A 13,926-nucleotide genomic window follows, 5' to 3' on the forward strand; every position below is an offset into this window, starting at 1 on the left:
GGGGAGGGAACTGACTCTTGCGAGCCGTCACCTCGCTGCCGTACGAAACCACCGAGTCCGACCACGTCCGGATCCCGGTGTCCGACGGGACCGTGTTGTCCGCCCGCATCTGGCGGCCGGTCTCGTCGGACACCGAACCGGTGCCGGCGATCCTCGAATACATCCCCTACCGCAAGCGGGACCTCACCGCGCCCCGCGACTCGATTCACCACCCCTACCTCGCCGGGCACGGGTACGCCTGCGTGCGCGTGGACATCCGCGGCACCGGCGAGTCCGAGGGCGTCCTGGAGGACGAGTACCTCGAACGCGAGCAGCTCGACGCCGAGGACGTCCTCGAGTGGATCGCCGCCCAGCCGTGGTGCACCGGCGACACCGGGATGATGGGCATCTCCTGGGGCGCGTTCGCCGCGTTGCAGGTGGCGGCCCGGAAACCGCCGAGCCTGCGTGCCCTCGTGATCTCGTCGTTCACCGACGACCGGTTCGCCGACGACATGCACTACATGGGCGGCTGCCTGCTCTCGGACAACGTCGCCGAGTCCGGCACGATGTTCTCCTACGCCACGCTGCCGCCGGACCCGGCCGTCGTCGGCGGGCGGTGGCGCGAGATGTGGCGGGAGCGCCTCGAGAACTGCAGCCTGTGGATCGGCAACTGGCTCGGCCACCAGCGCCGCGACGACTACTGGCGCCACGCGTCGGTGTCGGAGAACTACAGCGACGTGCAGGTCCCGGTGCTCGCCTCGAGCGGCTGGGCCGACGGCTACTCCAACGCCGTGACCCGGCTGCTGGCCCACCTCGACGTGCCGCGGCGCGGGCTGATCGGCCCGTGGTCGCACAAGTACCCGCACCTGGGCGAGCCCGGCCCGGCCATCGGCTACCTGCAGGAGGTCGTCAGGTGGTGGGACCACTGGCTGCGCGGCGCGGAGAACGGCGCCATGGACGGGCCGATGCTGTGCACGTGGATGCAGGAAAGCGTGCCGCCGTCGACGTCCTACGAGGACCGGCCCGGCCGATGGGTGGGCGAGGCCACCTGGCCCTCGCCGCACGTCAAGCCGGCCGTCCTGCCGCTCACCCGCCATCGCCTGGGCCGGCCGGAGGAGACCTTCGAGGACGAAGCGCTGACGCTGTCCTCGCCGTTGTCGGTCGGGCAGTTCGCCGGGAAGTGGGCGTCCTACAGCGCCCCGCCGGACCTGCCCTACGACCAGCGGGAGGAGGACGGCGGGTCGCTCGTGTTCGACAGCGACGTGCTCACCGAACGCTGCGAGATACTCGGCGCGCCGAAGGTGCGGCTGGAGGTCTCGGCCGACCAGCCGGTCGCGATGGTCGCGGTGCGGCTGTCCGACGTCGCGCCGGACGGGCGGGCCACCCGCGTCACCTACGGGCTGCTCAACCTGACCCACCGCGACGGGCACGACGAGCCGGCGCCGATGGTGGCCGGTGAGCGGTGCGCCGTCGAGGTCGAGCTGAACGCCGTCGCCCAGGCCTTCCCGGCCGGGCACCGGATCCGGCTGTCGGTGTCCACGTCGTACTGGCCGCTGGCCTGGCCGCCGCCGAAGCCCGTGCTGCTGAGTGTCCACACCGGACACAGCGGGCTGGAGCTGCCGGTGCGCCCGGTCGCCGAGCCGGACGAGCTGCCGCCGCGGCCGTTCGGCGAACCCGAAGGAGCGCCGCCGATCGCGGTCACGCAGGTGACGCCGGGGGAGCAGCGCTGGCGCGTCTCGCGTGACCTCGTCGGCTACGAGTCCGTGCTCGAGATCGTGAAGGACGAGGGCACCCGGCGCTTCGACGACCTCGCCCTGGAGATCACCCGCGACGTCCGGGAACGCTACCGCTGGGTCGCCGACGACTTCTGCTCGCCGGTCGCGGAAACCGAATGGGTGGTGACGTTCGCCCGCGGCGAGTGGCAGGCGCGCAGCGAAACCCGGACGCGGGTGTCCTGCACCGAGACCGAGTTCGTCATCGATGCGCAGCTCGACGGCTACGAGGGCGCTCGGCGGATCGTTTCGCGGAACTGGCACGAGCGGATTCCGCGTGACCTCGTCTGAGTTTCGGGTTCGCCACACGGGGTAAGCCTTCCGGGTGCGGATCGTGATCACCGGGGCCACCGGCAACGTCGGGACGGCGTTGCTGGCCGTCCTCGACCCCGTCCACGACGTCGTCGGCCTGGCGCGCCGGCTGCCCGACACCACGGCCGAGCCGTACCGCCGGGCGGGCTGGCGCGCCGCCGACATCGGCGTCCCCGGCGCGGAGGAGGAGCTGGCCGCGCTGTTCGCCGGCGCGGACGCCGTCGTGCACCTCGCGTGGGCGATCTCGCCGCTGCGCGGTGACCCGCCGATGTGGCGCACCAACGACCACGGCACCCGGCACGTGCTCGCCGCGGCGGCGGGCGCCGGGGTGCCGCACCTGGTCGTCGCGTCTTCCGTCGCCGCCTACGGACCGGCGCCGCGCTGGGAGAAGGTCACCGAGGACTGGCCGTGCGACGGCATCGCGGGCAGCGCCTACAGCCGCGGCAAGGCCGCGCTGGAAACCCTGCTCGACCGGTTCGAAGAGCAGTACCCCGAGGTCCGGGTGGCCCGGATCCGGCCGTGCGCGATCCTGCACCGGCGGGCGGCCGGCGAGTTCGCGCGCTGGCTGCTGGGCCCGGCGGTGCCCGCCGGCCTGGTCGGCGGCCGCCGGCTGCCGGTTCCGCTGTGGACGGAGCTGCGCGCCCAGGCGGTGCACACCTCCGACGTCGCCGAGGCGATCCGGCTCATCCTCGACCAGCGCTTCGCCGGCCCGGTCAACCTGGCCGCGCCGGAGGTGCTCGACGCCGACGCGCTGGCCGCCGTCCTCGGCGGGACCCGGGTGCCGGTGCCGAAGCCGGTGGTGCAGGTCGCGGCCCGGGCGGCGTGGCTCGGCGGCGCGCTGCCGGCCCACCCCGGCTGGCTCGAACTCGCCGACCGCGCGGCTCTCGCGGACACGACGCTGGCGGAGACCGCGCTGGGCTGGCAACCTCGGTATGACGCCGCGGCCGCGGTCGCCGACCTGGTCACCGGGCTCCGGTCGGGCGCGGGGGCGGCGAGCGCACCGCTGGCCCCGCCGCGCCGCGACGGGGTTCTGGGACGGCTCCGCTCGCTCACCCGGGTCGGGCCGAGCCACCAGTCGCAAGCCTGACCAACCGGGAGGCCGCAGTGAGTACGGAAGCCGTCGACGCGGTGGTGATCGGCGCCGGCCACAACGGCCTGGTGGCGGCGAACCTGCTGGCCGACGCGGGCTGGTCGGTGCTGGTGCTGGAGGCGACGGACCACCCCGGTGGCGCGGTCCGCACCGCCGAGGTCACCGAGCCGGGTTTCCGCAACGACCTGTTCAGCGCCTTCTACCCGCTTTCGGCGGTGTCGCCGGTGATCAAGGGCCTGCGGCTGGACGAGCACGGCCTCCGCTGGCGGCACGCGCCCGAGGTGCTGGCGCACATCCTGCCCGACGACCGGTGCGCGGTCCTTTCGCGGGACATCGACCGCACGGCGGCCTCGGCCGACGAGTTCGCCCCCGGCGACGGCGACGCGTGGCGCCGGCTGTTCGGGCAGTGGCGGGAGATCCGCGAGCCGCTGCTGAACGCGTTGTTCACGCCGTTCCCGCCCGTCCGCCCGGCCCTGAAGCTGTTGCGCCGCACCGGAACCGGTGACGCGCTGCGGCTGGCGCGCATGCTGACGCTGCCTGCGCGCCGCTTCGGCGACGAGCTGTTCACCGGCGAGGGCGCGAAGCTGCTGGTGGCCGGAAATGCGGCGCACAGCGACCTGTCCGTGGACAACGCCGGCAGCGCGGTGTTCGGCTGGCTGCTGGCGATGATCGGCCAGGATGAAGGTTTCCCGGTGCCGGAAGGAGGCGCGGGGGAGCTGATCGCGGCGCTGGTCCGCCGGCTCGAGTCCCGCGGCGGCCGGGTCCACTGTGGACGTCCGGTGCGGGAGGTGCTCGTCGGGGGTGGGCGGGCGCTGGGCGTGCGCGACGCCGCCGGCGACCCGGTGCGGGCGCGCAAGGCCGTGCTCGCCGACGTGCCCGCCCCGGTGCTGTACCGCGACCTGGTGGGCGAGGACCAGCTGCCGGCCCGGCTGGTTTCCGACCTCGGCAATTTCGAGTGGGACAGCGCGACGGTGAAGGTGGACTGGGCGTTGTCCGGCCCGATCCCGTGGACGGCGGAGGCGGCCCGCGGCGCGGGCACGATCCACCTCGGAACGGACCTCGACGGGCTTTCGGCGTTCGGCGGCGAGCTCGCCCGCGGCCGGACACCCCGCCGCCCGTTCCTCCTGCTCGGTCAGATGACCACGACCGACCCGACGCGGTCGCCGGCGGGCACGGAGGCGGCGTGGGCGTACACGCACGTACCGCGCGGCACGATGGAGAACCGGGCGGCCCTGGACCGGCGCGTCAAGCGGATCGAGGAGACGGTCGAGGCGAACGCACCGGGCTTCACGGGCCTGATCAAGGCCCGCTACGCCCAGGGCCCGGCCGAGCTGGAGGGCCACAACCCGGGCCTGGTCGGCGGCGCGATCAACGCGGGCACGACGGCCATCCACCAGCAGCTGTTCTTCCGCCCGGTCCCGGGCACGGGCCGCGCGGACACCCCGGTGGACCGCCTGTACCTGGCGGGCGCATCGGCTCACCCGGGCGGCGCGGTCCACGGCGGCCCGGGAGCGAACGCGGCGCGGGCGGCAATGGCCCGCGCGGGAATGCTGGGCGGCGGCTACGCGGCGGTGATCAAGGCGGCACACCGGGCGATCTACGGTTAGGGCGCGTTCGGTGCCGCGAAGCCGGAGGCCGTTTCCGGGGTCGAAGTTCGCCGTTCGTGGTTCCGCGGCCGGGTGACCGCGCCGCGGCGGGCCGCCGCCCAGGACACCCTCACCGTCCCCGGGCGGCCCTCGCGCGGTGGCGGTGCAGCAGCCACACGAAGCAGGGCGCGCCGATGATCGCGGTCACCAGGCCCGCCGGGAGCTGGCCGGGGGCGATGAGGGTGCGGCCGGCGGTGTCGGCCGCGCAGACCAGGGTGGCGCCGAGCACCGCCGCCGTGGGCAGGAGGCGGGCGTGCCGGCTGCCCACCATCGCGCGGGCCGCGTGCGGGGCGACCAGGCCGACGAACGTCAGCACGCCGATGCCCGCGACCGCCGCGCCGGTCAGCAGGACCGCGCACGACAGCAGCAGCAACCTCGTCCGGGCCACCGGGACGCCCAGCACGCGCGGGGTCTCGTCGTCCAGGGCCAGCAGGTCGAGTTCGCGTCGCGTCCGGACCAGTACCGGCGCCACCAGCAGCAGCGCCAGCGCCATCGGGACCAGGTGCGGGAACGTCCGGCCGTAGGTCGATCCGCCCAGCCAGGTCAGGGCCTTGGTCTCGTTCCACGGATCGGACAGGGCGATCAGCAGCGTCACCAGCGCCTGCGACGCCGCGTGCACGCCGAAGCCGATCAGCACCAGGCGTTCGCCGGCGAACCCGCCGCGGGCGGCCACGGCGAAGACGACGGCCATCGCCAGGGCGGCACCCAGGCCCGCGGATCCGGTCAGCGTCCAGAACCCGGCCCCCGCCACGGCCGTGAGCACGGCGACCGCGCCGAGCCCCGCGCCGCCGACGACGCCGATCATCCCCGGCTCGGCCAAGGGGTTGCGGGCGACCGCCTGGGTCAGCACGCCGCCCAGCGCCAGTGCCGCGCCGGCCAGCAGCGCGGCCACCACCCGGGGGACGCGGGTGTCGAGCACGCCGGTGACGATCGGGCCCGCCCGGCCGGTCACCCCGTTGACGATGTCCCCCAGCAGCAGTTTCGTGTCCCCGAGCAGCACCGCGCCCACGGCGACGCCGATGCCCACGAGGACCAGCGCGGCCAGGAGCACGCGGTACCGGCCGGCGCTCAGCCCGCCGCGTGCGCCGGCTGCGGGCGGTTCGGCGGTCGCGGCCGTGGTCCGGGCGGTCCGGGCCAGGACGACGAGGAAGAGCGCGCCGAGGATCGTCGTGACGACGCCCGTCGGCACTTCGAGGGCGCGTTGCGGGCCGATGATCGCGCGCAGCAGCACGTCGGCGCCCAGCAGGAGCACCGCACCGAGCGCCGCCGAGCAGGGGAGCAGCGCCGCGTGCCGGTGCAGGCCGGGTACCGCGGACGCGAGCAGCCGGGCCACGGCCGGCGCGGCGAGGCCGACGAACCCGATCGGGCCGGCCAGGGTGACCGCCGTCGCGGCCAGCAGCACCGCCAGCGCGATCGCGGCGAACCGTGTCCGTCCGATGTGGACACCGAGGGTCCTGGCGTGGTCGTCGCCGACGTGGATCAGGTCGAGCCGCCGCGCCATGCCGAGCAGCACGGCCAGCGCCACGCCGGCCACCGGGCCGAGCGTGCGGACACCGCCGAGCCCGTTCTGCTCCAGCGATCCTTCGCCCCAGGCGAAGAGCCCGCGGGTTTCCTGGGCGTACAACAGCAGCAGGACCTGGGTCACGGAGACCAGGGCGAGCGCGAACGCGGTGCCCGCCAGGACCAGCCGCACGACCCCGGTGCCTTCGGTGCCGGCCAGCGCGAGCACCACCACGGCTGCGGCCAGCCCGCCCGCGAAGGCGATCCCGGCCGCGCCGAGCAGGGGCAGCGAGACACCGAACGCGGCGACGGCGACCACCGCCAGGTGCGCACCGGCGTTGACGGCCAGGGTGTCCGGCGACGCCAAGGCGTTGCGGGACACCGACTGCAGCACCGCGCCGGCCACGCCCAGCGCACCTCCGACGACCAGCGCCGCGAGCAGCCGCGGCAGCCGGGATTCGAGGACCACCGCGGTCGTGTCGCTCCCGGCGCCGCCGGACAGCAGCCGCAGCACGTCCAGCGCGGCCAGGTCCGCGGTGCCCTGCGTCAGGTGCACGGCCGAACCCAGCAGGATCAGCGCGGCGAGCCCGCCCCCGAGCAGCACCAGCCGCCCGCGTCGCCGGACGGCGACGGCGGGCGGCCGGGGTTCGGTCAGGGTGACCACCGTCAGGTCCCGAGCGCGGCGACGGCCGCGTCGGCGAACTGCGCCATGGACTTCGGCCCGCCGAACATCCAGAGGGAGTCCGGGAAGCGGTGCACCTTGCCGCTCTTGACGAACGGCAGGTTCGTCCAGATCGCGTTGCCGGCCAGCTGCTGCCGGTAGGGGTCGCCTTCGGCGTCGTTGGCGATGTACCAGAAGTGCACGTCGGGCAGCTTGGTCAGGCCCTCGACGTCGGCCTGCGCGAGGCCGTAGACCGCGTCGCCCTCCATCGGCCAGGCGGTCTCGAGGCCCAGCCTGGCGAACACCGCGGACACCAGCGCGCCCTTCGTGAAGGGCCGGATGCCGACCGAGCCGGAGGTGACGTTGGCGTCGGAGAACGCCACTTTCCGGCCCAGGGCCCCGAGTTTTTCCACCGCGGCCCGGCCTTCGCTGAGCTTTCGGTCGAACTCGGTCTTCAGCTGCGCGGCCCTGGCTTCGGTGCCGGTGGCCCGCGCGATCACGTCCAGCCCGGCGTACATCCCGGCGATCGGGTCCTTCGCGTTCCCGCCGTTGATCACGACGACCGGGACCTTCGCCTCGATCTGCTCGAGCGCCCCTTCGGTCACGCTGTCGGTCACGACCACGAGATCCAGGCCCAGGGAGCTGAGCGTGTCGAGGCTCGGCTCGCCGCGGGTGCCGATGTCCTTCGGGGTGCCGTCGAGCTTTTCGGCGCTGACCCACTGGCCGTAGCCCTTGACGTCGGACACGCCGACCGGCATGACGCCGAGCGACACGAGGTGTTCGACGGCGTTCCACTCGGTCGCGGCGACGCGCTTGGCCGGGCCGGGCAGCTTGACCTCCTTGCCGCGCGCGTCGACGACCGTGATCGGGGCGCCGGCGGTCGCGGCGGCGTTGCTGGTGGGCGCCTCGGTGGTGCCGCAGCCGGCCACGAAGAACGTGGCGGCCGCGGACAGGCCGAGGAGCATCCGGGTGATTCGCATGGTTCTCCTGTTGTTTCGATGACTCAGCCGTGACGGCGCACCGGTCAGACCGACGCGGTGCGCGCTCCCGTGTCGTTGAAGCGGCCGACCGCGCGGGTGTGGATCCGCCCGCCGGCCGGGTCGGCCACGACGTCGACGCGGATGCCGTAGGCCCGGCTGAGGTTTTCCGCCGTCAGCACGTGGGCGGGGGAGCCCTCGGCGGTGACCCGGCCGCCTTCGAGCAGCAGCACCCGGTCGGCGACCGCGGCGGCCTGGTCGAGGTCGTGCAGCACCACCCCGACGCCGACGCCGTGCCGGTCGGCGAGATCGCGGACGACGTCGAGGACCTCGACCTGGTAGCGCAGGTCGAGGAAGGTCGTGGGTTCGTCGAGCAGCAGCAGCGCGGTGTCCTGGGCCAGGCAAGCGGCGAGCCACACCCGCTGCGCCTGGCCGCCGGAGAGGGCCTGCACGGGCCGGTCGGCGAGCGCGGACAGCCCGGTCAGCGCCAGTGCCCGCTCGACGGCGGCGGCCCCGCCGGGATCGCGGCCGCCCCAGCGCGACCGGTGCGGGTGCCGTCCGAACTCGACCAGTTCCCGGACGCGGACCCCGCCCGGCGCGGTCCGCTGCTGCGACAGCAGGGTGATCCGCCGGGCGATGTCCTTGGGGGACAGGGCGCGCAGGTCGGCACCGTCGTCGAAGGTGACGGAGCCGGCGACCGGCGGGTGCAGCCGCGCGAGCGCCCGCAGCAACGTCGATTTCCCGCTGCCGTTCGGGCCGATCAGCGCGGTGACGGTCCCGGCGTGCAGGGAGAGGGACGCGGCGCGCACGACGACATCGCTGCCGTAGGCGACGTCGACCTCACAGGCGTGCACGCTGGTCGCGGCGTGGCGGGGGACGAGGGACACGGGAGGACGATAAGGTCAGCCTTACCTAAGTTACAAGGTGGCCAACGGCACAATTCGCCTGGCCGCGTGGTGCCACCGATGCCCGGCCCCGGTGTGCATCGGCACGTCCGCCCCAGGTCAGGGGCGCGGGCGGCCGTTCTTCGCGCGGACGTGCTTGCCCGTGGCGAGGTCGGCCAGCCGGGCCAGGGACTCGGTGTTGCGCGGCTTGGCGATGAGGGCCTGCACGGCCGCGGGGAGGAACTTGCCGGGGCCGCGGACGATGTGCTCGGTCATCCGGACGAGCGTCTGCCCGTCGCCGTGGGGGACCAGGGTGAGGCCGACCGCCGCGGCACCCAGGGGCCAGCCATGGGCCTCCAGGGACAGCGACAGGTCCGGCTCGACCGCCCGGACCACGGTGACGTCCTGGATGTGCAGGGGCCACGGGCCGACGCTGTGGTGGATCCGGGAACCCACCGCCGGCCAGTCGCCGTCGACGTCGCGGATGTGCGAGCTGCCGACCACCCACCCGGCGTAGAGCCAGCCGTCGGACAGGACGGCGAACACGGCCTCGGGTGGTACGTCGATCACGCGGCTGACCTCGGGCACGGCTTCCTCCTGCTTCGGGTGACGAACCAGGCATACCCACTCACGGACGGGGTATGCCCGCTCGTACCGAGTGGAGGTGGCGATGTCAGCCGGAAGAGAAGAACCCGAAGGCCCGGGCGAGCTGTCGAAGCGTTCGTGGGGCGCGGTGCTCAAGCGGACGTTCAAGCAGTTCGGCCGTGACAACCTGACCGACTGGGCGGCGGCGCTCACCTACTACGGGGTGCTGTCGCTCTTCCCGGGCATCATCGTGCTGACGGCGATCCTGGGCCTGCTGGGCCCGGACAAGATCCAGACGGTGATCGACAACGTCAACCAGCTGGTGCCCGGCCAGGGCAAGGACATCCTGGTCGGCGCGATCAAGGAGCTGACCGGCAGCCGCAGCCTGGCCGGCCCGCTGGCGATCATCGGCCTGCTCGGCGCCCTGTGGTCGGCGTCGGGCTACATCGGCGCGTTCATGCGGGCGTCGAACGCGATCTACGGGATGCCGGAAGGCCGGCCGATCTGGAAGGTGATCCCGCTGCGGGTCGCCCTGACGGTCGCCATCGTGGCGCTGCTGGCGTTGTGCGCGCTGGGGGTGGTCGCGACGGGCTCGGTCGCCCGCCGGATCGGTGACCTGATCGGCCTGGGGTCGACCGGGATCCTGGTGTGGGAGATCGCGAAGTGGCCGGTGATCGCGGTGCTGGTCAGCGTGGCTTTCGCGTTGCTGTACTGGGTGGGCCCGAACGTCCGGCAGCCGGGGTTCAAATGGCTGACGCCGGGCGGGGCGCTGGCGGTGGTGCTGTGGGTGCTGGCTTCGGCGGGGTTCGCGTTGTACGTCGCGAACTTCGGTTCGTACAACAAGACCTACGGTTCCCTGGCCGGGGTGATCGCGTTCCTTGTATGGTTGTGGATCTCCAATCTCGCGATCCTGCTGGGGGCCGAGCTGGACGCGGAGCTCGCCCGTGGCCGTTCGATCGAGGCGGGTGCCGACGACGACCAGGAGGAACCGTTCCTGCCGCCGCGGGACACGAAGGCGATGGACGAAGACGAAGCCGCGGCGGTGGCGAAGTCGGAACGGGAGTGAGCGGATGGCCTGCCGCATCACGGGTCTGGTCCTGGACTGCCGCGACCCGGACCGCCTGGCGGAGTTCTGGTGCGCGGTCCTGGGCTACGAGGTGATCGGCCACGAGCCGGACGGCCTGGAGCTGGGCGTCCCGGACGCCCCGCTGGGCGCAGGGCCGCCGACGCTGGTGCTGGCCCAGACCGAAAACCCGAAGCGGGCCAAGCTCCCGTTGCACATCGACGTGAACCCGGCGGGCAGCGACCAGGAGACGGAGCTGGCCCGGCTGACGGCACTGGGAGCCCGCCCGGCGGACGTGGGTCAGACGGGGGAGGAGTCGTGGGTGGTGCTGCAGGACCCGGAGGGCAACGAGTTCTGCTTGCTGCGCAAGGACATCGGCCCGGCTGGGTAGCAAGGGACGTCGGCCCGGCTGGGTAGCAAGGGACGTCGGCCCGGCTGGGTAGCAAGGACATCGGCCCGGCTGGGTAGCAAGGGACATCGGCCCGGCTGAGTGGCAGGGGAGGCGGCCGCCGCCCTCTCTGCTGCTCAGCGGGGCTCGCGTCTCAGCGCAGCGTCCCCAGCGCCGCCTTCACTCCCCTGGGCCCGCCGCGGGGGAGCGAAGTCCTCACCGATCCTCAGCCGCGCACCGCCGCCACTCCACCCGGTCCCCGGCCCGATCGGCATGCCAGACCGGCGTCCCCTCACCCTCCCAAACCGGCACCAATCGATCGGTGGCCACCCGCCCCCGGGCCACTACGCCGAACAACTCCACCCCGTCGGCCCGTCGCGCCGCCGGAATCCACGCCGGGAACCGCGTCCGGGGCAGCTTCCGCTCGATCCACTCCCGCGCCGATCCCTCGCTCCCGTGGTCCGACTCGACGATGCTCGACACCGGCCCGTCGCCGCCGACCGTGAGGCCGATCGACGCGCGCCAGCGCACCGGGGACAGTTCGGATGTCATTGCCTCCAGGCTCCCCGATGAGCGTGGTCGGCGGCCAGTACACGTTCGGATGGATTGGAGCTCACTCACCGTGCCTCCCTCATGATGCGTTGAGCAGCCGCGCGCACGCCCTCTCCAGGACCGCCCGGGCCTCGTCGCCCTCCAGGCGTGCGGCGCGCTTCAGCGCCGGGGCGATCGTGCGCTCGGCGCGGTAGGCCTCCACCAGCCGGGGGTCCACATAGGACGACCGGCAGACCGCCGGGGTGTTGCCCAGCGCCGTCGAGACCTCCTTCATCACCTTGGCCTCCGCGCGCTTGCGGGCGGTCTCCGACGTCGGCGGGTCCGCCGCGGCGAATGCGGCCGCCGCCAGGACCGTCGCGTTCCACGTGCGCATGTCCTTCGCCGTGCAGTCCTCGCCTGCCAGTTCCTTGAACCGCTCGTTGATGTCGGCCGCGTGCACCTCGTGCCACGTGCCGCCCTCGCGGTAGACGAGCAGGCGGTCGCTGCCGGAGCGGCTGCGCAGCAGGGATTTCATCACCGACGCCAGTTCCGCGTCGCAGATCGCCACCTCGCGGTCGAGCCCGCCCTTGGCGACGTAGCAGAACCGGCATTCGTCGCCGCGCACGGACACGTGCGAACGCAGCAGCGTCGCGGCGCCGTGGGTGCCGTTCTCCTCCGCGTACTCCTCGCCGCCGGTGCGGAAGATCCCCCGGTCGAGCATGCGCAACGCGGCGGCGAGCACCCGCTTGCGGGTCAGCCCGGACCCGGCCAGGTCGGCCGCCACCGAATCCCGCCACTGCGGCAGCCGGCGGGCCATCTGCAGCACCCGGTCGTGCTTCTCCTCGTCGCGGTCGCGGCGCCACTGCTCGTGGTAGAGGTACTGGCGCCGCCCGGCGTCGTCGGTGCCGACCGCCTGGACGTGCCCGTTCGGGTACGGGCAGATCCACACGTTCCGCCAGGCCGGCGGGATGACCAGCCCCTTGATCCGGTCGAGGAGCTCGGCGTCGGTCAGCGGCGAGCCGTCGGGCATGGCATAGGAGAACCCGCGGCCGCGGCGGATCCGCTTGATGCCCGGGCCGCGCAGGTCACTGCGCCGGAGTCTGGTGCGTCCCACCGCCGCGAAATACCCGCCCCGCGTACCGGGAAACCATGGTTGCCGGCCGCGACCGCGGGTAGCCGGGGCACGAAACCACCGGAAGGAGCACGGATGACCACCGCAACCAGGCCGCTGGCCGTCGTCACCGGCGCGTCCAGCGGGATCGGGCTCGAGCTGGCGAAGCAGTTCGCCCGGCACGACTTCGACCTCGTGCTGGCCGCCGAGGACGCCGAGCTGGCCATGGCCGCGGACGAGGTCCGCGCGTGCGGCGCCCAGGTCGAGGCGGTGCAGGCCGACCTCGCCGCCCCCGACGGGGTCGAAGAACTGGTCCGGCACCTCGCGGACCGCCCGGTGGAGGCCCTGGCGGTCAACGCCGGCGTCGGCATCAACGGCGAGTTCGCCGGCGACACCCGGCTGGAGGACCAGCTGACCGTCGTCGACCTCAACGTGCGCTCGGCCGTGCACCTGACCAAGCGGGTGCTGCCCGGCATGGTCGGCCGCGGCCGCGGCCGCGTGCTGTTCACCTCGTCGATCGCCGGCACTTCGCCCGCGCCCTACCAGGCCGTCTACGCCGCCTCGAAGGCGTTCCTGACGTCGTTCTCCGAGGGGCTGCGCGCCGAGGTGAAGGACACGGGCGTCACCGTCACCGCGATGCTGCCCGGCCCGGTCGACACCGAGTTCTTCGACCGCGCCGACATGACCGACACCAAGCTGGCGGCCGGCGACAAGGACTCCCCGGCCGAGATCGCCGAAGCCGGCTACGAGGCTTTGATGGCGGGGAAGGACAAGGTCGTCCCCGGCGCGGCGAAGAACAAGCTCCAGGCGGCCGCCTCCCGCGTGCTGCCGGACGAGGCCAAGGCGAAGCAGCAGGGCAAGATGATGAAGCCCGGATCGGCGGACGCATGAGCGTGCTCGAAGACGTCGCCGAGAAGGCGAAACGCGTCCAGCGCAGTTACGCCGGCGACGAAGACCGGCCGCTCGCCGGGTACGTCGCCACGATGGGCGCCTACAGCGCGCTGGTGGGCGGGCTGACGCTGCTCGGCCGCGCCCTCGGCGCCCGGTTGCCGGACCGGTTCGGCGTCGGTGACACGCTCCTGCTGGGCGCGGCCACGTTCAAGGCCAGCCGGCTGCTGGCCAAGGACGCGGTGACCAGCCCGCTGCGCGCGCCGTTCACCCGCTACGAAGAGCCGGCCGGGGACGACGAGCTGAACGAATCGGTGCCCGGCAAGGGGCACGTCGAGCACGCCGTCGGCGAGCTCGTGTCGTGCCCGTTCTGCCTGAACGTCTGGGTCGGCACCGGCCTGGCCGCCGGGCTCGTGATCGCCCCGCGGCCGGCCCGGCTGGCGGCCACGGTGCTCACCGCCGTGGGCGTGGCGGACGCCCTGCACCTGCTCTACGACGCGGGCAAGAAACTCGCCTCCGGTTAGCCCGGCGAGCCGGCG

13 protein-coding genes are annotated in these 13,926 nt (G+C 73.6%); 7 read left to right on the forward strand and 6 right to left on the reverse strand.

The genetic code is table 11. The features are described from left to right. Nucleotides 1–17: 17 nt before the first annotated feature. The 3 genes from C2L59_RS08995 to C2L59_RS09005 are packed head-to-tail and all read left to right on the forward strand — an operon-like array spanning nucleotide 18 to nucleotide 4,760. Nucleotides 18–2,042 (forward strand): CocE/NonD family hydrolase, encoded by a 2,025-nt coding sequence (locus tag C2L59_RS08995; protein ID WP_103349051.1) that lies wholly within the window; start codon nucleotides 18–20, stop codon nucleotides 2,040–2,042. A gap of 34 nt (nucleotides 2,043–2,076) precedes the next feature. Next, a complete protein-coding gene (locus C2L59_RS09000; RefSeq protein ID WP_103349052.1) occupies nucleotides 2,077–3,150 on the forward strand; it encodes an NAD-dependent epimerase/dehydratase family protein in 1,074 nt (357 codons plus the stop codon). A 17-nt stretch (nucleotides 3,151–3,167) separates the two neighbouring features. Beyond that, nucleotides 3,168–4,760: an NAD(P)/FAD-dependent oxidoreductase gene (locus C2L59_RS09005; protein ID WP_103349053.1), complete on the forward strand. Its 1,593-nt coding sequence runs from the start codon at nucleotides 3,168–3,170 to the stop codon at nucleotides 4,758–4,760. A gap of 109 nt (nucleotides 4,761–4,869) precedes the next feature. On the opposite strand, the gene C2L59_RS09010 is transcribed toward C2L59_RS09005, so the two are convergent. From C2L59_RS09010 to C2L59_RS09025, 4 genes are all read right to left on the reverse strand, one after another. Beyond that, on the reverse strand, nucleotides 4,870–6,963 hold the full coding sequence (locus C2L59_RS09010; protein WP_233223355.1) for an iron ABC transporter permease: 2,094 nt from the start codon (nucleotides 6,961–6,963) through the stop codon (nucleotides 4,870–4,872). Between the two features lie 2 nt (nucleotides 6,964–6,965). Then, nucleotides 6,966–7,940 carry an iron-siderophore ABC transporter substrate-binding protein gene (locus tag C2L59_RS09015; RefSeq protein WP_103349054.1) on the reverse strand — a complete coding sequence of 325 codons (975 nt, stop codon included), beginning with the start codon at nucleotides 7,938–7,940 and terminating at the stop codon, nucleotides 6,966–6,968. A 44-nt stretch (nucleotides 7,941–7,984) separates the two neighbouring features. Beyond that, nucleotides 7,985–8,824, reverse strand: a complete 840-nt coding sequence (locus tag C2L59_RS09020; RefSeq protein ID WP_103349055.1) for an ABC transporter ATP-binding protein — start codon at nucleotides 8,822–8,824, stop codon at nucleotides 7,985–7,987. A 117-nt stretch (nucleotides 8,825–8,941) separates the two neighbouring features. Beyond that, nucleotides 8,942–9,409: an SRPBCC family protein gene (locus C2L59_RS09025; protein ID WP_103349056.1), complete on the reverse strand. Its 468-nt coding sequence runs from the start codon at nucleotides 9,407–9,409 to the stop codon at nucleotides 8,942–8,944. 82 nt (nucleotides 9,410–9,491) lie between these two features. On the opposite strand from C2L59_RS09025, the gene C2L59_RS09030 reads away from it, so the two are divergent. Further along, entirely contained in the window at nucleotides 9,492–10,472 is a 981-nt protein-coding gene (locus C2L59_RS09030; RefSeq protein ID WP_103349057.1) for a YihY/virulence factor BrkB family protein, read from the forward strand. Nucleotides 10,473–10,476: 4 nt separating this feature from the next. Beyond that, the gene (locus C2L59_RS09035) at nucleotides 10,477–10,860 is read left to right on the forward strand and encodes a VOC family protein (protein WP_103349058.1); all 384 of its coding nucleotides are present in this window, start codon (nucleotides 10,477–10,479) and stop codon (nucleotides 10,858–10,860) included. Between the two features lie 213 nt (nucleotides 10,861–11,073). Here the strand turns inward: C2L59_RS09035 and C2L59_RS09040 are convergent, their stop codons facing one another. Continuing rightward, nucleotides 11,074–11,409 (reverse strand): hypothetical protein, encoded by a 336-nt coding sequence (locus C2L59_RS09040; RefSeq protein WP_233223356.1) that lies wholly within the window; start codon nucleotides 11,407–11,409, stop codon nucleotides 11,074–11,076. Nucleotides 11,410–11,488: 79 nt separating this feature from the next. Beyond that, nucleotides 11,489–12,502, reverse strand: coding sequence for a DNA topoisomerase IB (locus tag C2L59_RS09045; RefSeq protein WP_103349059.1), 1,014 nt, complete (start codon nucleotides 12,500–12,502; stop codon nucleotides 11,489–11,491). Nucleotides 12,503–12,595: 93 nt separating this feature from the next. Between C2L59_RS09045 and C2L59_RS09050 the strand changes: the two genes are divergently transcribed. Continuing rightward, complete coding sequence (locus tag C2L59_RS09050; RefSeq protein ID WP_103349060.1) at nucleotides 12,596–13,390, forward strand: SDR family oxidoreductase; 795 nt, start codon at nucleotides 12,596–12,598, stop codon at nucleotides 13,388–13,390. Continuing rightward, nucleotides 13,387–13,911, forward strand: coding sequence for a DUF1360 domain-containing protein (locus C2L59_RS09055; protein ID WP_103349061.1), 525 nt, complete (start codon nucleotides 13,387–13,389; stop codon nucleotides 13,909–13,911). Before C2L59_RS09050 ends, C2L59_RS09055 begins: the two co-directional genes overlap by 4 nt. The last annotated feature ends 15 nt before the right edge of the window (nucleotides 13,912–13,926 follow it).

This window comes from Amycolatopsis sp. CA-128772 (assembly GCF_002904295.1).
Taxonomy (GTDB): Bacteria; Actinomycetota; Actinomycetes; order Mycobacteriales; family Pseudonocardiaceae; genus Amycolatopsis.